Genomic DNA, 19364 nt, shown 5'->3' on the forward strand with positions numbered 1-19364 from the left:
AGTGGCGGGCCGTCGTCGACGGTGCGGGCCGGCCGCGCGGGTCAGCGCGCGGTCAGACTCCAGGCCATGGCCAGCGCCGCCGAAGGGGCCAGCGCGCCCACCCCCCAGCGGATGGCCCGGTACTTGGCGGCCAGGATCGAGCTGACGTCCACGGCCTGGACGAGCAGCCACCCGGCCGGATCGCGCCCGGCCTCGGCGACCTCGGCGGACAGCCGCGCGAAGTCGTGGGGCGGCAGCAGGTCCCCGAAGAACGTCACCCCGTCCCGGCTGCGGATCGTGCCGGTACGCGGCAGGAGCGCCCGGACGAGCGCGGTCACCGCGACCGCCCAGAGCACCGCGGCGACGATCAGCAGGACGCCGGCGGGCCCGCGCCAGTCGGGTGCGTCATGCCCCCCGAGCAGGAACGCGGGCAGCGCCAGCGCCCCGGAGAGCAGCACGGCCGCCTTCGAGTCGGCCCGGCCGAGGTCCTCCCTGACCGTGCTCAGCAGCCGTTCGGCGATGCGTTCCCCCGACCGGTCGAAGCCGTGCCGACCCCCGTCCGGCACCGGTCCGGACCGGTCGGGGGAAGTGGGTGCCCCGCCGTCGGCAGTCATCAGTCCTCCTCCGCCCAGGACCATCCGTTGTCCCGATTGCGGTTCCGGCGGCGCGGCGGCTGCGGTGCGGAGTCCTCTTCCGCCCGTGGAAAGGGCTGTTGCTCCGCCCGGGAAGGCGCTTCGTCCGCCACCCAGTCCGGGGTGAAGGGCTCGGCCGCGGACGACTCCAGCTGCGGGGTGTCGCGGCGGGCGGGCAGCGAGCCGATGGGGCCCTGGACGCGGTGGCGGCCCTGGTTGAGGAGCTGCAGCGCCTGTGCTTCCACGTCGTTGGACTGGATCTGGCCGCTGGCGACCATGTCGAAGAGCCGGTCGACGCGTTCCTTCTCGTCCTGCCTGCCCTCCTGGCGGATCTTCTCCAGGAATTGCTTGGCCGCCTCGGGTTCGGCCGCCAGCATGTAGCTGAGCTGGTCCAGTTCCCCGCCCTGGAGCATGGCCCGGAACGTGCCCTGATGCACCCGGGTCACCTCGGCCGAGGCGTGCGCGTCCCGGATGCCGTCCATGTGGTCGATCGTCCGGTCGTCCACCCGCAGGCGGACGTACAGCCGTACCCGCAGGCCGAGTTCGGCGCCCAGGTCGTCCCAGCGCCCGCTGGCGCAGTGCCGGGTGATGGCGCGGTCGGCCTGTTCGGCCTGGGCCACCGGGAACTCCGAGGAGATCTCGCGCAGCCGCTCCAGCGTGGGGGCGGTGAGCCGTTTGGCGACATCGGTCACGACCTCGGTGGCGGCCAGATGGGGATCGGTCACCGTCCAGTGGATGTCCACCTCGGCCTTGAAGAACGTGGTGCCGCCCGCGGCCGGAAGTTCCATCTGGAGCGTCGCCTCGAAGGTGCCGAGCGCGATCTCGCAGATGGTGTGCGGCCGGGCCAGCGCCCGCTTGCCGTGGTGCTGGGTACCGGAGACGGTGGCCACGCTGTAGCCGCCGTTCCGGTAGAAGAGCACCGAGGCCGTGCGGGCGCTCGTCTGCCGGAACGGTCCCGCCGGGGTGTACTCCCGCAGGAACGGGCCCGCCGGCCCCGAGCCGGCGGCCAGGTCCTCGTCCTCAGCCATGCCTCTCCTCCTGGTCCCTCTCGTGCGTCCGGTCCCGCGACGCGACGGCGAGCCACCACAAGGAGCGCGCCTGCGCGTCGGGGAGCGGATTCTCCGGATCGTTCATCATGCGGCGCAGCAGCCAGTCCAGCCGCCGCCGGTCGTGCTCCTCGGCCGTCAGCGCGGGCAGCAGCGCCGCCAGCCCCGGCCGGGTCCACTCGGTGCCGTCCTTGCGCACGGCCGAGCGCAGTAAGGACTCCAGCGCGTCCAGGGCCACCTCCTTGGACCGCGGGGTGTTCAGCGCGGTCCACATCAAGTCGGCCATCGGGCGCACGAGTTCGGGGCGGGTGACGGCCAGGGCGAGCGGCAGCGGCCAGTCGCCGCGGTCGCCCAGCGGGGAGCCGGGCTCGTCGTCCAGCACCTCGTCCACATCGGTCACGGCGAGCCGGACGGCGGTCACCAGGCCGAGGTCCTGGTACGCCTCGCGCTTGTGGTGGGTCCAGTCGGCCATCCGCCGCAGCACCTTCGCACTGTCCGGGAGCGCCAGCAGCCGTACGACGTTGAACGAGGCGACCGCCAGCTGCTCCCCGTCGTCGCGGACCCCGATCCGGGCCAGGGCGTCCAGGGTGCCGTCCGTGGTGGCTGCGGCGTTGCCGTAGCCCAGCGCCATCGCCGCGGTCCAGCGCAGCGCTTTCGTGCCGTACCTGCTCCAGTCGTCGACCAGCTTGCCCACCGCCTTGCGGTGCGAGGCGTGGCCGGCCGCCTGGTCCATCGTGGTCGCCGCGAAGACCCTCCGGCGGGGGGTGGCCGCCTCGGCGAGCGGCCGGATCAGCTCCGCGTAACCGTGGTCGAAGTCCCGCACGCTCAGCTCCCCGGCGGCCACCGCGGCGCGCATCCACACCTGGGGACGCGGATCGTCCGCCAGCAGCCGCAGCCAGCGCACGACCGGCGCCCGGACCGGGAAATGCCGCTCCCAGATCTCGGTCAGCACCGCGGCGGGCAGGGCGGAGCCCCGGTACCAGATCATCCGGCCGGGCACCTCGGCACCGGCCACCTCGACCTGACCATCCGTCAATTCGGCGCGCGAGAGCGCCAGATCGGATTCCGGGTCGTCGCAGAACAGCGGGCGGGCCGGGGTGGTGTCCGGATCGCTCTGTACGGACAGCTCCCACGTCAGCAGGTGGGCGGCGGCGGCCACGGCGCTGTGCGAGGCCCCGCCCAGCACGGCGAGCGCGATCCGGAACGCCACCGGGTGGAACAGCGCCGCCGTACCGGGCCGCGCCGCGCTCCCCTCGCCCTCGGCCGGGACCGCGGCCAGCGCCCGGTCCACGCCGGCGAACCACTCCTGGGCCTGCCCGGCGGCCAGGCTCCGGCACCCGGCGAGCAGCTCCTCGTAGGAGACGCCCTCCAGCAGATGCCCGGCCAGCAGCGACGCGAGCAACTCGGCCTCGGCGGGGCGCAGATCCGTCAGCCCGATCGCGTCCCGGACCTCCTGCCGGCCCGCCAGTTCCTCCGCGCGGGCCTGCAGGTCCGCGGGCCCGGGGTCGCCCTCGGAGGCCGCGGCGGCATGGTTCTCCAGCCGCTCCCGCAGCCGGGTGGTGAGGAGTTCCTCGGTGGGCGCGGGCGGGCAGAGCATGCCGTACCGCCCGGCCAGCAGCGGGTTCGCCGCCGACCCGACCGTCACGACGATCACCGCGAAGGACTTGCCCGCGTCCAGGGCCGCGGCCAGCCCGTCCAGGTCCATTGCATCCGGCGGCACCGCACCGGGCTCGGTGAGGGGGAGCTCCAGCAGATACCCGGTGCCGGGCTGCTGCTCCCCGGCCTCGCCGCCCAGCGAGTCGGCCAGCCGCCGCACCCCGCCGTCCGGATCGACCCGCCGCACCCGGGAGCCGGCCTCGCGCCGTGCGTCGTCGCCGTCCACCGCCAGGGTGGTGACCTCGTCCAGGAGGGAGAGCGCGGTGCTGGTCCGTCCGGTGCCGGGCGCGGCACCGAGCACCAGCAGCCGGCGGGCGGTGAGCGCGGTGCGCAGCAGGAGGTACCCCTGCGGTTCGACATGGACCCGGCGGAGCCTGCCCAGCTCCTCCTCGGGCACGGGCCCGCTGCGGAGCCCCGCACCGGACGGGTGGGCGCCCATCCGCAGATGGATGTCGCCGATATGGGCGCTCTGGATGTACGAACGGTCGAAGCTGTTCAGGTCCCGGCCGGTGTCGAACAGCATCCGGGTGGAGCGCCGGGCCCGCGAGGCCGCGGCGAGATCGGTGGGCCCGGCCCCGTCGTCGCTCTGCTCCTCGGCGAGCGGGTCGCGGGTGTGCTCCTTGAAGCGCCCCGCCGCCCGCTCCCGTTCGCTCTCCGCGGCCTCGCTCTCGGCGGAGCCCGCGTTGCCGTCGGCCTTGCCCTCGTCCCCGTGAGGCCCGTCGGCCCTGGCCTTCTCGTCGGCCCTGGGGGCCCCGGGGGCCCCAGGGCCCCCGGCCTCGGCCGGCTTCTCGGGTGCGCGCTCGGCGACGCCGCCCGCCTGCTGATCGTCCGCCACGTGGCTCAGTCCTTCCGCGGCCCGGCGCCGCCGGTGATCCGCCCGATGTGCACGGGCTGCTGGTAGACGTTGCCGCTGTGCTGGGACATGTCGCCGTGCACGGTGTAGCGCGCGCCGCCGGTCCCCGACCGGTCGTCGGCGTCGGCCTCCGTGTCCGCGTCGGCGCTCTCGGCCCCGGCGTCGCCCGGCGCGGGCGCCTGCGCACCGGCGGCGGGCGGTGGATCCCCGGTCGGCCGATCCCCGGCCGGCATCACCGGAGCCGGCCGCCCGGGAAGGTGGAACCAGGCGGTGACTTCGCCCTCCTTGAGCGCCAGCCGGGCCGAGGAGTAGCGCGCGGGCTCGATGAACTTGCCGCCGCTGCTGACCACGTCCTCGTACAGCGACTGCGAGGTCACCAGCACGAGGTCGGCCCGCTCGGCGTCCAGCAGCTGCCGGGCGACGGGGGAGTCGGCGAGCCGGCAGGCGAGGTCGACCGCTCGCCCGCTGATGCCCCGGTCGTCGTGCCGCACCGGTCCGACGTGCATGCCCACCCGCAGCCCCAGAGGTACGCGCAGGGCTCGGTTCTCGTCCCGCAGATTCTCGTGCACCTCGACCAGCCACAGGCCGAGCAGCCGGGTCACCGCGATCCGGCCGGCCACCGACAGCAGCACACCGTCGCCGCGGTCCTCCGTGTGCACGGCGTCCCGCGCCACGTTGGCGCAGGTGAACGCCGCTTCCAGGATCCGGTAGATCCGGGCGCGCATACGCGGCTTGTCGACGTCGTCGTACTCCCCGGAACGCCGGGCGTCGACACTGATCACCAACTCGTAGCGCGCTTCGGCGACATCCCTCGCGTGGTCCACCCCATGCCCCCTGTCCTGATTCCCTTGTCGTCTCCCCTCAGCCTCGGGCCCGCGGCGAAGGCCGTCTGTAGCCGTTTACACACGGCCGGCCGGGAGCTCTACTCCTCATGGCCGTCCGCGAGGAGGGCGAGCAGCGGGGGATCGAGGATCTCCACCATCCGGTTGCCGGTGCGCACGATGTGCTGGGCCCGCAGCAGCCGCAGGGCCTTCGCGACGGCCTCCCGGGTGGCGCCGACGGTGGCGGCCAGTTCGTCCTGGGCCAGATGGACGACGGCGCCCGTGTGCGAGGGGCCCGGTGCGGAAGGGGCGTAGGGGCCGGAGCGGGCGTAGGGGCCGGAAGGTTCGGCCTGCGACAGTTCGGTAAGCCGACTGGCCAGGCGCTGCAGGACCGTGAGCGAGGCGAGCGCGGACCGCTCCTGGTCGGCGCTGCGGAGCCGGAAGGTGAGCTGGCGTATCACCAGGCCGCTGACCCGGGGATGCAGGGCGAGAAAGCGACGGAACGAGTCCCCGGCTATGACCTGGGCCTCGACGGGGCCCAGCGCACGCACGGTGGCGCTGCGCGGGTGACTGTCCAGCGCGGCCATCTCACCGACCAGTTCACCGGGACCGCGCAGGCCGAGTATCAGCCGAGTGGCACCACGGTCCGTCGACACCGAAACGGTCACCCACCCCCGAAGAATGATCATGACGTGATGGGATCGGTCGCCCTCCGTCAGGAGAGGGGCACCGGCCGCATAGCGCTTCCGGTTCCCGAGCGCCATCACGCTCTCGTTCTCCCGGGCCGTCAGGGCCCGTGCGAACGCCAGCTCATTGCCGAGCAGCCCCATGGCCACTCCCCCCACGGCAGTGCGTACGGCTGAATTTCGTAGGCGATCTCGTAGGCGATGATGGTCGCAGAGCGACGTTCTGGGTGGAGCAAATCGCGCCATGTTGGGAGTACTGGCTGGTATTTGTCGAACTGCCAGCTAGACGGCCCGAACCTCCCGCGCCCTTCCGTCACCTTCCCCACCCGCACTCGCCGCGGACCCCGGGCGCGCCCGCGCCGCCCCGCCCCCACCAGCGACCCTGAGATCGACTCCGCCCCCCGGCGGACCGGGCGCAACGGCGCAGGGATCCGGACACGGGAGACGGACTTGGCGAAAACTCGGGTTTCCGTCCTCGACGCACTGACTCCCGTCGCATCAAAGGGAGTTGGCCCTTCCGCAACGGTCCCGTTCCGCCCACGCCGGGTCGGGGAAAGGTGCCTCCGGATACGTCCGGAGGCATCTGGACGCCACCGCATGTCGACGAAGGCCGCCGAACGCCTCCGAAGTGGGCCCGGGGCGTGCCGCCCCTCCCCTCACCCCTGAAGCACAGTCGGTTCGGCCGTCACTCCACGGACGCGGGGCGGGGGGAACCGTGGAAGACCTGCCGGGTGTGCCAGGAGCGATGGGCGTGCGCGATCGGGGGTGTGCCCGGCTGCGGGCCGAACAGCGGGCGGCCGGCAAGGGCTGTCACCTGCTCGCGGGCCGTCGGGCTCCGCCCGACGAAGCGCTGCGAGACCACGATGCGGTGGCCTCCCCCACTCCCGGCTTCGCTCGAGCGGGGGGACCCCCATCCGACGCCCAGGACGCCCTTGTCGAACAGCTTGTGGTGAAGCGCGCACAGGCACAGTCCGTTGTCCACCGTGTCCGGTCCGTCGAACGCCCACCAGCGCACATGCGCGGCTTCCAGCCCGACCGGCACCGCGCCGACCGCGCCGTCGTAGCCGCAGAAGGCACACCGGTACTCGTAGGCGGTCAGCACCAGCTCCCGCATCCGCCGGTCGCGCCGGCGCCGCCCGGGCGGCAACGGCCCGGTCTCCGCCAGTTCCGGCTCGAGCCCTACGGACTCGCACAACTCGCCGTGCAGCGACGGCGGAAAGTGCAGATCGAGCAGCACCCGCGCCATCCGTCCGAGCAGCGAAGGATCGCGCCGCAAGGCTTCCCGCAGCTCCGGCACCAGCCGCCCGGTCGCGCCCGACGCCCGCAGCTCCAGCACCCCGCTGCCGGGGCTGCCGCCGCCACGGTCGGTACGTACCTCCCACAGCCCGTCGCTGACGAGATGGTGGAACGGATAGGCAGGCGTCGTTCGGTTGCCCGGACCGTAGTCGGTCAGCAACCGCTTGAGGTCTCCCTCCACCGCGCTGTACCGCAACTCGCCGTCGGCATCCTCCTGGAACCGGCCGAGGGCGTACAGGAGCAGCAGGGGCTTGTGCGGAGCGCGTATCCCGTTTCCGGTCCACTGCCTGAGCGTCGCGGTGCGCTGGAGCCAGTCCATGACCGGCGATCCTAGGAGACCGGTCGCGGGGCAGCCGGGCAGCGGGACCACCACAGGGGCCGGTACGCGACGAAGGCCCCGGCCGGTTTCCCGGTCGGGGCCTTCGTCGTATTGCCCGGTGAGAGCAATGGCGGAGGATACGAGATTCGAACTCGTGAGGGGTTGCCCCCAACACGCTTTCCAAGCGTGCGCCCTAGGCCACTAGGCGAATCCTCCGCCGCAAACAATACAAGACGTTGGGGAGTGCTCGCGAACATGATCCGGAGGAGGGGGCCGAAGGGGGTCGGAGGCGAGGGTGGGGGCGGGGGCCGGGTTCGATTGTTGGGCGGGGGATCCGCTAGTGTGGAGCGCAGCCCCTCACGTGGCGCTATCTGACTGAACTCCCCCAGGGCCGGAAGGCAGCAAGGGTAGGTCGGCTCTGGCGGGTGCGTGGGGGGCGCTTGCGTTTGGGGAAGGGCCGGTTGTCAGTGGGGCCCGATATCGTCGTATGCGTGTCGTCCCTCGCGCTGTACCGCCGCTACCGACCCGAGACCTTCGCCGAGGTCATCGGGCAAGAGCACGTGACCGATCCGCTCCAGCAGGCGTTGCGGAACAACCGCGTCAACCATGCGTATCTGTTCAGCGGGCCGCGCGGCTGCGGCAAGACGACCAGCGCGCGGATCCTGGCGCGGTGTTTGAACTGTGAGGAAGGTCCCACTCCCACGCCCTGCGGGACGTGCCAGTCGTGTGTGGACCTGGCCAGGAACGGGCGGGGCTCGATCGATGTGATCGAGATCGACGCGGCGTCCCACGGAGGCGTCGATGACGCCCGTGAGCTGCGGGAAAAGGCGTTCTTCGGGCCCGCGAGCAGCCGGTACAAGATCTACATCATCGACGAGGCCCACATGGTGACCTCGGCGGGCTTCAACGCGCTGCTGAAGGTGGTCGAGGAGCCGCCGGAGCATCTGAAGTTCATTTTTGCGACGACCGAGCCCGAGAAGGTCATCGGGACGATCCGTTCGCGGACCCACCACTACCCGTTCCGGCTGGTGCCGCCGGGGACGCTGCGCGAGTACCTGGGCCAGGTGTGCGGGCAGGAGGACATCCCGGTCGAGGACGGCGTGCTGCCGTTGGTCGTCCGGGCGGGTGCCGGTTCCGTACGTGACTCGATGTCGGTGATGGACCAGCTGCTCGCCGGGGCGGCCGCCGACGGTGTGACATACGCCATGGCGACGGCCCTGCTGGGGTACACCGACGGGTCGCTGCTGGACTCCATCGTCGAGGCGTTTGCCGCGGGGGACGGGGCGGCGGCCTTCGAGGTGGTGGACCGGGTCATCGAGGGCGGTAACGATCCCCGGCGGTTCGTGGCCGATCTGCTGGAGCGGCTGCGGGATCTGGTGATCTTGGCGGCGGTGCCGGACGCGGGGGAGAAGGGGCTGATCGACGCTCCCGCCGATGTGGTGGAGCGGATGACGGCGCAGGCGTCCGTGTTCGGTGCGGCGGAGCTGAGCCGGGCCGCCGATCTGGTCAATACGGGGCTGACCGAGATGCGCGGGGCGACCTCGCCGCGGCTCCAGCTGGAGCTGATCTGTGCGCGGGTGCTGCTGCCCGCGGCGTACGACGACGAGCGGTCGGTGCAGGCGCGGCTGGACCGGCTGGAGCGTGGCGCGGGTGCTTCGGCGCCGGGCGGTATGAGCGCGATGCCCGCCGGTGGCCCCGGAGCCGGGGCGCCGGTTGTTTCCTCCGGGGGCGGTCCGGCCGCCGGGTATGTGCCGGGGCCGGAGGCCCATCCGGTGGCGGCGCCCGGGGGACCGTCCGGGCCGGCGGCCGCGCGGGCCGCGGTGCGGGGGGCCACGGCGGGCGGCAGTGGCGGTGACGGCGGCAGCGGTGCCGGTGCGGGGCCGGGCGGCCCGGCAGGGCAGATGGCTCCGGCTCCGGCCCCTGCGGAGGTGCCCGGCGGTTCCGGTGGCGAGCATCAGCGGGCCGATACGGGTGGCGCGGCGGCGCCCGGCGGCGGACAGGCGAATGCGCCCGCGCGGCCCGGGGCATGGCCCGGCAGCACCGGCGGCGGCGCCGGTGGCAGCCACGCGGGCGGTGGTGCCGGCGGTGGCGAGCGGCAGCCCGGTGGCTGGCCGTCGGCCGTGGCACCGGGGCAGGGCGGCCAGGCGGCGCAGGGAAGTGCCCCCGCGGGGCCGCCCGCAGCCACGCCGCCCGCGGCCGGGCCGGCGGCCGGCGCGCCCGCGCCCGTACAGCAGCAGCCGCAGGCCGGGACGGCCCAGGGGGCGGCCCAGGTGCGGCAGATGTGGCCGGAGATCCTGGACGCGGTCAAGGGCCGCCGGCGGTTCACCTGGATCCTGCTGAGCCAGAACGCGCAGGTGTCCGGGTTCGACGGCACGACCCTGCAGATCGGCTTCCCCAACGCCGGAGCCCGCGACAGCTTCGCCAACGGCGGCAGCGAGGACGTCCTGAAGGACGTGCTGGCCGAGCGGTTCCATGTGCAGTGGCGGGTCGAGGCGATCGTCGACCCCTCGGGCGGTGCCAACCCGCCGGCCGGTGGTGCGCCCCGCAGCGGTGGCGGCGGAGCGGGCGGTGGCTTCGGCGGGGCGCCGGCCGCGCCGCAGCAGTCCGTGCCGCAGCCGCCCCGGCAGAGCGCCCCGGGCGCGCCCGAGGGCGCCGGTGGGTCGTACGGGCAGGAGGGGCAGGGCGGCGGGTCCGGCGGCGGCCAGGGCGCGCGGCTGGCGCGGGAGGCGGTGGCCCCGGCGGCGTCCGCCGGAAGCGGCCGGAGCGCGCCCGCGGCGGAGCCCTCGTACACGCCGCCGGAGCCCCCGCCGATGTCGATCGAGTACGACATGCCGGCCGAGGACGACCCGGATCTCGTCGACTCCGCGCTCAGCGGCCACGACCTGATCGTCCGGGAGCTGGGCGCAACAGTGGTGGAAGAGTTCAACAACAACGAGTGAGCGAGCGGCCGTGTGAGGGGGAGGCGCGAGGGCCATGGGTGACGCACTGTCGCACGAGGTCGCGGTCCGTCATGAGGGGCGGTCGGACGGCCGGTACGGGCGGGCGCCCATACGCCCCGATTGCCGGGAAATAGCGGCGAATGCCCGTGTGGCCCGGGGCCTGTAGGGCATATCCGGGCTCCTCCGTACGGCGTAGGGCGCGGCGCGCGGGAAACACGTAGGCTCGGGCTACCGCACCAATCGTTGTCGTATGGCAGGAGTCACGTCGTGATCCCCGGTGGTCAGCCCAATATGCAGCAGCTGCTTCAGCAGGCCCAGAAGATGCAGCAGGACCTCGCGGCCGCCCAGCAGGAGCTGGCGGAGACCCCCGTCGAGGGTTCCGCGGGCGGCGGTCTGGTCAAGGCGACGGTGACCGGCTCCGGTGAGCTCAAGGGCCTGGTCATCGACCCCAAGGCGGTCGACACCGACTCCGCGGAGGAGACGGCCGAGACCATCGCCGACCTCGTCCTGGCGGCGGTCCGGGACGCCAATGCCAGCGCCCAGCAGCTGCAGCAGCAGAAGCTCGGTCCGCTCGCCCAGGGCCTGGGCGGCGGCAGTGGCATCCCTGGTCTCCCCTTCTGAGGAGTAGCCAACTAGCGTACGCAGCACGGCAGAAGAGAGAGAAGACGTTCCGTGTATGAAGGCGTGGTTCAGGATCTGATCGACGAGCTGGGCAGGCTGCCCGGCGTCGGTCCCAAGAGCGCGCAGCGGATCGCCTTCCACATCCTTCAGGCCGAGCCGACCGATGTCCGCCGGCTGGCGCATGCGCTGATGGAGGTCAAGGCAAAGGTCCGGTTCTGCAGCACCTGCGGCAATGTGGCGCAGGAGGAGCAGTGCCGGGTCTGCCTCGACCCGCGGCGCGACCCGGCGGTCATCTGCGTCGTGGAGGAGCCCAAGGACGTCGTGGCGATCGAGCGGACGAGGGAATTCCGCGGTCGCTACCACGTCCTCGGTGGGGCGATCAGCCCGATCGAGGGCGTCGGCCCCGACGATCTGCGGATACGGGAACTGCTGGCCAGGCTCGCGGACGGCACCGTCACCGAGCTGATCCTGGCCACCGACCCGAATCTGGAGGGTGAGGCCACGGCCACGTATCTGGCCCGCATGATCAAACCCATGGGCCTGAGAGTGACGCGACTGGCGAGTGGGCTGCCGGTCGGAGGCGACCTGGAGTACGCAGACGAGGTCACGCTCGGGCGGGCCTTCGAAGGGAGGAGACTTCTTGATGTCTGATGCCACGCTGCACAACGCGACACAGGACCCGGACGACTTCGCCGTATCGATCTCCGACTCGATCGAGAGTTTCATCGTCGCGGTGACGGAGGTCGCCAAGGGCGACGAGCCGGACAGCGCGGTGCCCTTCCTGCTGCTGGAGATCTCCCAGCTGCTGCTCACCGGCGGCCGGCTGGGCGCCCACGAGGACATCGTCCCCGACGAGCGGTACGAGCCCGACAGCGGCCCGGAGCCGGACGTGGACGACCTGCGGGAACGCTTCGCGGTGATGCTCGACCCGGTGGACGTCTACTCCGAGGTCTTCGATCCGTATGTGCCGCGCTCGGAGCCGGTGCCCTGCCGGATCTCCGACGACCTGGCCGACATCGTCACCGACCTGCGGCACGGCCTGGCGCACTACCGCGCGGGCCGGATCATCGAGGCCCTGTGGTGGTGGCAGTTCTCCTACCTCACGAACTGGGGCCCGACCGCCTCGGCCGCGCTGCGCGCGCTGCAGTCGCTGGTTGCCCACGTACGCCTCGACCAGCCGCTGGACGAGCTGGACGGCCTGGACACCGACAGCGGCTCCGACGGCGACGAGGACCGGCTCGCCGAGGAGGCCGGGAGGGTCATGGCGGCGGAGATCGCCGGGCCGCTGGGGCTGCGGGGGATGTGAGCGGCCGGGCGTGTGCGGACGGCTCCGGGCGTGTGACCTGGGTTACGTTCCCGTGTGCCCCGGCCCGTAGCGGGCATGTGCTGGCCGAGCGGGCGTGAGGATGCGCCCCGCGGATCCACCGCCGGACGCGGTGCTCACGGTGATCCCGAAAGCGATCACTTGCTGAGTTTCGTGTCTCACCATGTGGTATCCACGAGGCGGACTCCGCTTGCTCGTTAGACTGAGCCGACCGCAGTACCCCCATTTCCGGGGGTCCGGGAGGAAACTCCCGAAGAGACAGTTGCGAGGAGCGCACGTGGGCCTTGTCGTGCAGAAGTACGGCGGCTCATCCGTTGCGGATGCCGAGGGCATCAAGCGCGTTGCCAAGCGAGTCGTCGAAGCCAAGAAGAACGGCCACCAGGTGGTCGTCGTGGTTTCGGCGATGGGCGACACGACGGACGAGCTGATCGATCTCGCTCAGGAAGTGTCCCCGATCCCGTCGGGGCGCGAGTTCGACATGCTGCTGACCGCCGGAGAGCGGATCTCCATGGCCCTGCTGGCCATGGCGATCAAAAACCTCGGCCATGAAGCGCAGTCCTTCACCGGCAGCCAGGCCGGCGTCATCACCGACTCCGTGCACAACAAGGCACGGATCATCGACGTCACGCCGGGCCGTATCAAGGACTCGGTCGACGACGGCAATATCGCCATCGTTGCCGGCTTCCAGGGTGTGTCCCAGGACAAGAAGGACATCACGACGCTGGGCCGCGGCGGCTCGGACACCACCGCCGTCGCGCTGGCGGCCGCGCTGGACGCCGAGGTCTGCGAGATCTACACCGATGTGGACGGTGTCTTCACCGCCGACCCGCGGGTCGTGAAGAAGGCCCGGAAGATCGACTGGATCTCCTTCGAGGACATGCTGGAGCTGGCCAGCTCCGGCTCCAAGGTGCTGCTGCACCGCTGCGTCGAGTACGCACGCCGTTACAACATCCCGATCCACGTCCGCTCCTCCTTCTCGGGGCTCAAGGGCACGTGGGTCAGCAACGAACCGCAAGGGGACCAGCCGATGGAGCAGGCAATCATCTCGGGCGTCGCACACGACACCTCCGAGGCGAAGGTCACGGTCGTCGGAGTCCCGGACAAGCCGGGCGAGGCCGCGCGGATCTTCCGTGCCATCGCGGACTCCGAGGTCAACATCGACATGGTCGTCCAGAACGTGTCGGCGGCGTCGACCGGTCTGACCGACATCTCCTTCACGCTGCCCAAGGACGAGGGCCGCAAGGCCGTCGCGGCGCTGGAGCGCACGCGTGCCGCGGTCGGCTTCGACTCGCTGCGCTACGACGACCAGATCGCCAAGATCTCGCTGGTCGGCGCGGGCATGAAGACCAACCCGGGCGTCACGGCGACGTTCTTCGAGGCGCTGTCGAACGCGGGCGTGAACATCGAGCTCATCTCGACCTCCGAGATCCGCATCTCGGTCGTCACCCGCGCCGATGACGTCAAGGAAGCCGTGCAGGCCGTCCACAGCGCCTTCGGTCTCGACACCGAGAGCGACGAGGCCGTGGTCTACGGCGGCACCGGTCGCTGAGCGGCACCGGGCCATGATTCCGGCCGAGGCGGGCCGTCCGTCCCACGAGGTCTTCGCGGGGGCGGACGCCCGCACGGCCCCCAAGCCGCATCTCGCCGTCGTCGGTGCCACCGGCGCCGTCGGCTCGGTGCTGCTCGGCATCCTGTCCGAGCACGCCGACATCTGGGGCGAGATCCGGCTGATCGCCTCCCCCCGTTCGGCCGGCCGCAAGCTGACCGTGCGGGGCGAAGAGGTCGAGGTCGTCGCGCTGAGCGAGGACGCCTTCGACGGCATCGACGTCGCGCTGTTCGACGTACCGGACGAGATCGCCGCGCAGTGGGCACCGGTGGCAGTGACCAAGGGCGCGGTGGTGGTGGACAACTCGGGCGCGTTCCGGATGGATCCGGACGTGCCCCTTGTCGTGCCCGAGGTCAATGCGTGGGCGGCCCGGGTGCGGCCGCGCGGGATCATCGCCATCCCCAACTGCACCACCCTCTCGATGATCGTCACGCTGGGCGCGCTGCATGCCGAGTACGGGCTGAGCGAGCTGATCGTCTCCGCGTACCAGGCCGCCTCGGGCGTGGGACAGGCCGGCATCGACACGCTGCGGGCGCAGCTCTCGGCGGTGTCCGGCACGGAACTGGGCACGACGCCCGGCGATGTACGGCGGGCCGTCGGCGACACGCTGGGACCGTTCCCGGCGCCGATCGCGCTGAATGTCGTGCCGTGGGCCGGCTCGCTCCAGGAGGGCGGCTGGTCTTCGGAGGAGCTGAAGATCCGTGACGAATCCCGCAAGATCCTGGGGCTGCCCGACCTGCGGGTGACCGCGACCTGCGTACGGGTGCCGGTGATCACGGCCCACTCGATGACCGTGCACGCGCGCTTCGAGAACGAGGTCACGGTCGCCGGAGCGCACGAGATCCTGGCGGCGGCCCCGGGGGTGGTGCTGAGCGACGATCCGGCGGAGGGGGAATTCCCCACGCCCGCCGATGTGGTGGGGACGGACCCGGCCTGGGTGGGGCGGGTGCGGCGGTCGCTGGATGATCCGCGGGCGCTGGAGCTGTTCGTGTGCGGGGACAACCTGCGCAAGGGCGCGGCTCTGAACACGGCGCAGGTGGGGGAGTTGGTGGCGGGGGAGCTGCGGGGGTAGGGGGCTCGCTGGGGTCCTCGTGGGTTTCGGTCCTGGGGTCCTCGTGGGCGTCCTGGTGGGGTCCTCGGGGGTTGCTTCGCGGGTTTGTTTCGCCGGTTTGCTCGTCGGCTTCTTCGCAGGGTGGCGCCGTAGCCGGTCTCCGCAGTCCGCCGCTGTGATGTGCCGCCGTAGTTTGTCCCTGTGACTTGGCGGGTTCGGGTGTCGCGGGCTTGATCTCTCAGAGATACTTTGTGGATGCCTTGTGTGACGTGTGAAGATCTTGTGAGTGAATATCGGTCCGGGGCCCTTGGTCCGGATTGACGATTAGTTCACCTGTTCGTTCCCGTCACACTGCAACCGGCAGTTGGGCGGGAAGCGTCTTTCCGGCCACCTCGCGCGGGTGGTTCGGGGGCGCCCGCGGGCCGCTTCGGGGTCCTCGGTCGTCGGGGCGAATGCGTCGGATATATGGGGCATTGGGGAAGAGCTGGTACGCATGAGGGCATTTGATGCATCGTCAAGGGCGGTGTCTTGCGCGTACAACCCTTGTGGGGGGAAGCGTGTCCAACAGGCGTGGCAGAGGTACTCGGATTCACCATCGCCCCAGGAGGCACAGCAGGCGCGGCAGTGCGCCCGCCGCGCTCCCGCGCGTCCGGGGGCATGCCGGTGATCGCCCCCTGGCCCACCGCGCGTCCCGCGCAGGTTCCTTCGCAGCGTGGGGACACTGACGACGCGATGGCAGTGGGCACAACAGTCGATCACCTCACCGAGACCTATCGCGCGCACTACCGCTCGCTGCTCGGTCTCGCCGCGCTGCTCCTGGACGACACCGCCTCCTGCGAGGACGTCGTCCAAGAGGCCTTCATCCGCGTGCACTCCGCGCGCGGGCGGGTGCGCGAGCCCGAGAAGACCCTCGCCTATCTCCGCCAGACGGTCGTCAATCTCTCGCGCTCCGCGCTGCGCCGCCGCATCCTCGGGCTGAAGCTGCTCTCCAAGCCGATGCCGGACATGGCGAGCGCCGAGGAGGGCGCGTACGACCTGCTGGAGCGGGACCAGTTGATCCAGGCGATGCGCGGACTGCAACGGCGGCAGCGCGAGGTGCTGGTGCTGCGCTATTTCGCCGATATGACCGAGGTGCAGGTCGCCGAGACGCTGGGCATATCGCTCGGCTCGGTCAAGGCATACGGGTCGCGGGGCATCGCGGCGCTTCGCGTCGCGATGGAGGCTCCGGCATGAGTGGGAAAGTGTTCGGTCCGTACGAACCGGCCGACCGGTTCGATCGGGCCGGCCGATTCGATCGACTTGAGCGCTCCGAGCGGTGGGGGGCGCAGCGAGGGCCTGGCCGAGCGGTTCCGTCGTCGCGGGCGGTGGGTTCGTACGGGGCGGCCGGCGGCGTACGTGGTGGCCGCGGGGCGCCGGGTGAAGTGGTGCGTGGGTTGTACATGGTGCGTGCGGAGCAGGGAGCGGAAGGCTCAGGGGGGCTTGGCAGCTCTGGCGGCGGCGGTGTTTCCGGGGACGGTTCCAAGGGCGCCGAGGGGGTCGAGCCGCGGGGTGAGCCCGAGGCCGGTGAGGCGTCCGGGTCCCGTGAGGGCGCCGGGTTCGGCGACGGGGCCGCGTCCGGCGGGCACGTCGCGTCCGGCCAGGGCCCCGGAGACACGGAGGACATGGGCTCCGACCGTGGGCGCGCGCACGGTGGCAGCGGTGACGGCCGCGGCGGGGGCGGTGGCCGCGGAACCGAAACCGGTGGGGGAGGCCTCGGCGGTTTCGGCGGCGAGGACGAGCTGAGGCGACTGCTGCACGCCCGGGTCGGTGACCTGGAGCCCGCGCCGGACGCGCTGCAGCAGCTGCGCCGCGCGGTGCCGGCCCGCCGTCAGCGCCGTCGGCACGTCGTCGTGGGCGCGGCCGCCGCGCTGCTGCTCGGCGGTACGTCGATCCCCGCCATGGTGCACGTGGCGAATCTCAGCGGCTCCGCCGAGGACCGGCCCGCCAACGCCGCCAGCAGCCGGAGCGCCCAGGAAACTTCCGAGGGCGCACACGGCGAGGGCACCGAGCACGCCTTCCCGCAGCCGACCGGCAAGGACGGCAAGCGGTCGGGCACGGACCGGCCCAAGGGCAAGGACGGCCGGCCGACCGACGAGAACGGCGCGGGCCATGGCGCCGGCGCGGGGGCCCCGGCCCCGGACGAGACGATGGACGTCACCTCCCCCGCCTGCAGTCGCGATCAGCTCGGTCAAGGCACCGGTTCGGTCGGCGCGGCGGACTCGGCCGGTCGCGTCTACGGGGCGTTCCGGGTGGTCAACACGTCCGGTACGGCCTGCTCGATCGACGGTGGCGGCGCCGTCGGGGTGACCGCGCAGGGCGACACGAAAGCCGACCGTATCCACGTCGTCGACCACACCTCGGGAGATGAAGCCACCGGCCTGCCCGACCCGGCCACCACTCCTGACCAGCTGGTTCTCAAGCCGGGCGAGGCGTACGAGGTCAAGTTCGCCTGGATCCCGGAAGCGGGCGGCGGCTCGACCGGATGCGTCAAGCCGGGACCTTCGCCGACGCCGGACCCCTCGCCCGGGACCGGGGAGTCCCCGGCGGCGGGGGCCGCGGCGACGGGTGACGGTGGCGGCAGCGGGAGCCAGGCGGGCACCGCCGACGGTACGGGCGGTGGCGAGGGCGGAGGCGCGGCTTCTGGTGGCCTTGTCCTCAGCCATACGCCGGAGGCCGGCGAGCCCGCCGCGGCCGACGCCAAGATCGTTGATGCATGTGCCGGCACGGTGTACCGGACCGAGGCGCTGGCGGCGCAGTAGCGGGCACGGGGGGCTGGTGCCTGCGGGCCGGTGGTCCGGTGGTGGTGTCCGGTGGTCCGGTGGTCCGGTGACGGCCGTGGAGGGGGCGGTGCGGCCCCGCCGTTCGGGCCCCGTACCGTTGGTGGGGTGTACCGGTTCCTGCTGACCCCGCGGTGGTGGGGGATCAACGTCTTCGCCGTGCTGGCGATTCCCTTCTGCATCTTCATGGGCAGCTGGCAGCTGGGCCGCTTCGAGGACCGCGTCGATACGCACCACCAGCAAGAAGACCGCTCCGCCCGGGCCAAGGCCGCGGCCGCCCGTCCGCTGACGAGCCTGCTGCCGGTCGACCAGGTCACCTCCGGCCGCCAGGCCAGCGCCCGCGGGCGCTACGACGCCGCCCACCAACTGCTCGTACCGGACCGCACCTTCAGCGACAAGGGCGAGCGGCGGGGCTTCTATGTGCTGACCCTGCTGCGTACGAACGGCGGCAAGGCCCTCCCGGTCGTACGGGGCTGGCTGCCCGGCGACGCGAACGCCAAGGCCGACCGGGCGAAGGTGACCGCGCCGCCGAAGGGCGAGGTGACGGTCACCGGGGCGCTGCAGGCGTCCGAGAACCAGGGCACCGACGGGGTGCAGGCCGACGGCGGGCTGCCGCAGGGGCAGCTCGGCATGATCAGCGCGGCGTCGCTGGTGAACATCGTGCCGTACAAGGTCTACGACGCCTGGATCACGCTCAGCGAAGCCCCGGCCCCGCTGCGCGCCGTCCCACCGGCCGCGGCCGAGGGCAGCGGCCTGGACATGAAGGCCTTCCAGAACCTCGGTTACACCGGCGAGTGGTTCGTCTTCGCGGGCTTCGTCGTGTTCATGTGGTTCCGCCTCTTCCGCCGCGAGGCCGAAGCGGCGAAGGACGCGGCACTGGGCATCCTCCCGGAGGGCCCCACGGCGGCGACGAAGCGGGACGGCGAGGGCGACGGCACGGACGGGCACGAGGGGCCGGGCGGTAAGCCGGACGAGGGTCCGGACGGCGGCTCGGGCGGGGGCTCGGACCGGCGCGCGGACGGGGGCTCGGACGGGGGCTCGGACGGAGATGAGGATGGGGCGTTGGGGGGTGGGGGCGGGGATAAGTCGATGGCCCACGCCTGAGCCTCGCGCCTTGGGGGGGGCTCCCCCCCCGCCCCCACCCCACCCCACCCCCACGGCCGTCACTCAGACCTCGTGATCACCTGAGTGAGCCTGAGCAGACTCGTGCTGAGCCTGAGCGGCCTCGCGCCCAAGCGCGGACTCCTGCCCCCGCATCGACCGGCCCTTGGGCTGGCCGACGCCCCAGTCCCGCCCATGCCCCGGGTTGACCGACGCCCCAGTCGCCCCGATGTCCTGGGCGGGCCGACGCCCCACTCGCCCCGATGCCTTGGGCTGGCCGACGCCCCACTCGCACCGATGCACGGGCTGACCGCCCCGTTCGCGCGGAGGCCCAGGGCGTCCTGAGCCTGCTGGACGGACACAGGCCCGTCAGCGGAGGCGTGACGCCGGGCCGACGCAGGCCCAGGGACAGGCGCGTCGTGCCCGGCGGCCACCATCGGGCTGAACCCGAATCGCACCGCAGGCACGGCTCCCCGAACACGAGCCGCCCGCCCTCCGCGCCACCGCTCCGTCGACGTGACCCGTCCAGCAGTCACCCCGTCCGGTCGGCGTGACCCGTCCCCGCGGTCACCCCCCGTCGACGTGCCCCGCCCCGCGGCCACCCCCGTCCGGTTGACG

General features: G+C 72.4%; 16 protein-coding genes, 1 tRNA gene and 1 other RNA gene. 10 read left to right on the top strand and 8 right to left on the bottom strand.

The genetic code is table 11. The annotated features are described in order from the left end of the window. Positions 1 to 41: 41 nt before the first annotated feature. The 7 genes from ACIGWZ_RS32905 to ACIGWZ_RS32935 form a co-directional block, all read right to left on the bottom strand. Positions 42 to 593 carry a Pycsar system effector family protein gene (locus ACIGWZ_RS32905; protein WP_400070508.1) on the bottom strand — a complete coding sequence of 184 codons (552 nt, stop codon included), beginning with the start codon at positions 591 to 593 and terminating at the stop codon, positions 42 to 44. Next, positions 593 to 1639: a hypothetical protein gene (locus ACIGWZ_RS32910; RefSeq protein WP_400070510.1), complete on the bottom strand. Its 1047-nt coding sequence runs from the start codon at positions 1637 to 1639 to the stop codon at positions 593 to 595. Before ACIGWZ_RS32910 ends, ACIGWZ_RS32905 begins: the two co-directional genes overlap by 1 nt. Continuing rightward, the gene (locus ACIGWZ_RS32915) at positions 1632 to 4148 is read right to left on the bottom strand and encodes a hypothetical protein (RefSeq protein ID WP_400070512.1); all 2517 of its coding nucleotides are present in this window, start codon (positions 4146 to 4148) and stop codon (positions 1632 to 1634) included. Before ACIGWZ_RS32915 ends, ACIGWZ_RS32910 begins: the two co-directional genes overlap by 8 nt. Before the next feature lie 5 nt (positions 4149 to 4153). Further along, on the bottom strand, positions 4154 to 4990 hold the full coding sequence (locus ACIGWZ_RS32920; protein WP_400070514.1) for a hypothetical protein: 837 nt from the start codon (positions 4988 to 4990) through the stop codon (positions 4154 to 4156). A 98-nt stretch (positions 4991 to 5088) separates the two neighbouring features. Continuing rightward, positions 5089 to 5817, bottom strand: a complete 729-nt coding sequence (locus ACIGWZ_RS32925) for a Crp/Fnr family transcriptional regulator (protein ID WP_400070516.1) — start codon at positions 5815 to 5817, stop codon at positions 5089 to 5091. A gap of 541 nt (positions 5818 to 6358) precedes the next feature. Continuing rightward, the gene (locus ACIGWZ_RS32930) at positions 6359 to 7288 is read right to left on the bottom strand and encodes a phosphorothioated DNA-binding restriction endonuclease (RefSeq protein ID WP_400070518.1); all 930 of its coding nucleotides are present in this window, start codon (positions 7286 to 7288) and stop codon (positions 6359 to 6361) included. A 128-nt stretch (positions 7289 to 7416) separates the two neighbouring features. After that, positions 7417 to 7504: transfer RNA gene (locus ACIGWZ_RS32935), tRNA-Ser, on the bottom strand. 132 nt (positions 7505 to 7636) lie between these two features. Between ACIGWZ_RS32935 and ffs the strand changes: the two genes are divergently transcribed. The 8 genes from ffs to ACIGWZ_RS32975 all read left to right on the top strand — a co-directional run bounded on the left by ffs (position 7637) and on the right by ACIGWZ_RS32975 (position 16062). Further along, positions 7637 to 7735: signal recognition particle sRNA small type (gene ffs, locus ACIGWZ_RS32940), an RNA gene on the top strand. A 44-nt stretch (positions 7736 to 7779) separates the two neighbouring features. Continuing rightward, entirely contained in the window at positions 7780 to 10227 is a 2448-nt protein-coding gene (locus ACIGWZ_RS32945) for a DNA polymerase III subunit gamma and tau (protein WP_400070519.1), read from the top strand. Between the two features lie 267 nt (positions 10228 to 10494). Further along, positions 10495 to 10848 (top strand): YbaB/EbfC family nucleoid-associated protein, encoded by a 354-nt coding sequence (locus ACIGWZ_RS32950; RefSeq protein WP_400070520.1) that lies wholly within the window; start codon positions 10495 to 10497, stop codon positions 10846 to 10848. A 51-nt stretch (positions 10849 to 10899) separates the two neighbouring features. Further along, positions 10900 to 11499, top strand: a complete 600-nt coding sequence (gene recR / locus ACIGWZ_RS32955; RefSeq protein ID WP_400070521.1) for a recombination mediator RecR — start codon at positions 10900 to 10902, stop codon at positions 11497 to 11499. Continuing rightward, positions 11492 to 12154 (top strand): DUF5063 domain-containing protein, encoded by a 663-nt coding sequence (locus ACIGWZ_RS32960; protein ID WP_400070522.1) that lies wholly within the window; start codon positions 11492 to 11494, stop codon positions 12152 to 12154. Before recR ends, ACIGWZ_RS32960 begins: the two co-directional genes overlap by 8 nt. 295 nt (positions 12155 to 12449) lie before the next feature. Then, positions 12450 to 13721: an aspartate kinase gene (locus tag ACIGWZ_RS32965; RefSeq protein ID WP_400070524.1), complete on the top strand. Its 1272-nt coding sequence runs from the start codon at positions 12450 to 12452 to the stop codon at positions 13719 to 13721. A 13-nt stretch (positions 13722 to 13734) separates the two neighbouring features. Further along, positions 13735 to 14850, top strand: coding sequence for an aspartate-semialdehyde dehydrogenase (locus ACIGWZ_RS32970; protein ID WP_400070526.1), 1116 nt, complete (start codon positions 13735 to 13737; stop codon positions 14848 to 14850). Positions 14851 to 15486: 636 nt separating this feature from the next. Then, positions 15487 to 16062, top strand: coding sequence for a SigE family RNA polymerase sigma factor (locus ACIGWZ_RS32975; RefSeq protein WP_400070899.1), 576 nt, complete (start codon positions 15487 to 15489; stop codon positions 16060 to 16062). Positions 16063 to 16298: 236 nt separating this feature from the next. Here ACIGWZ_RS32975 and ACIGWZ_RS32980 read toward each other — a convergent pair whose 3' ends face one another. Continuing rightward, entirely contained in the window at positions 16299 to 16775 is a 477-nt protein-coding gene (locus tag ACIGWZ_RS32980) for a hypothetical protein (protein ID WP_400070527.1), read from the bottom strand. Here ACIGWZ_RS32980 and ACIGWZ_RS32985 point away from each other — a divergent pair. Together ACIGWZ_RS32985 and ACIGWZ_RS32990 are read left to right on the top strand one after the other, a co-directional pair. Then, positions 16767 to 17627, top strand: coding sequence for a hypothetical protein (locus tag ACIGWZ_RS32985; RefSeq protein ID WP_400070529.1), 861 nt, complete (start codon positions 16767 to 16769; stop codon positions 17625 to 17627). The two genes, ACIGWZ_RS32980 and ACIGWZ_RS32985, sit on opposite strands and share 9 nt — an antisense overlap. Positions 17628 to 17753: 126 nt before the next feature. Further along, positions 17754 to 18749, top strand: a complete 996-nt coding sequence (locus tag ACIGWZ_RS32990; RefSeq protein ID WP_400070530.1) for an SURF1 family protein — start codon at positions 17754 to 17756, stop codon at positions 18747 to 18749. Positions 18750 to 19364: the final 615 nt, after the last annotated feature.

The sequence above is a fragment of the Streptomyces sp. NPDC053427 genome (assembly GCF_044544985.1).
Classification (GTDB): Bacteria; Actinomycetota; Actinomycetes; order Streptomycetales; family Streptomycetaceae; genus Streptomyces.

What these genes read in the sequence shown, in the direction of transcription:
- ACIGWZ_RS32960 (WP_400070522.1), top strand. Translation starts at nt 11,492, where the DNA reads ATGTCTGATGCCACGCTGCACAACGCGACACAGGACCCGGACGACTTC.
- ACIGWZ_RS32905 (WP_400070508.1), bottom strand. Translation starts at nt 593, where the DNA reads ATGACTGCCGACGGCGGGGCACCCACTTCCCCCGACCGGTCCGGACCG.
- ACIGWZ_RS32925 (WP_400070516.1), bottom strand. Translation starts at nt 5,817, where the DNA reads ATGGGGCTGCTCGGCAATGAGCTGGCGTTCGCACGGGCCCTGACGGCC.
- ACIGWZ_RS32970 (WP_400070526.1), top strand. Translation starts at nt 13,735, where the DNA reads ATGATTCCGGCCGAGGCGGGCCGTCCGTCCCACGAGGTCTTCGCGGGG.
- ACIGWZ_RS32985 (WP_400070529.1), top strand. Translation starts at nt 16,767, where the DNA reads ATGGTGCACGTGGCGAATCTCAGCGGCTCCGCCGAGGACCGGCCCGCC.
- ACIGWZ_RS32910 (WP_400070510.1), bottom strand. Translation starts at nt 1,639, where the DNA reads ATGGCTGAGGACGAGGACCTGGCCGCCGGCTCGGGGCCGGCGGGCCCG.
- ACIGWZ_RS32930 (WP_400070518.1), bottom strand. Translation starts at nt 7,288, where the DNA reads ATGGACTGGCTCCAGCGCACCGCGACGCTCAGGCAGTGGACCGGAAAC.
- ACIGWZ_RS32975 (WP_400070899.1), top strand. Translation starts at nt 15,487, where the DNA reads ATGCCGGTGATCGCCCCCTGGCCCACCGCGCGTCCCGCGCAGGTTCCT.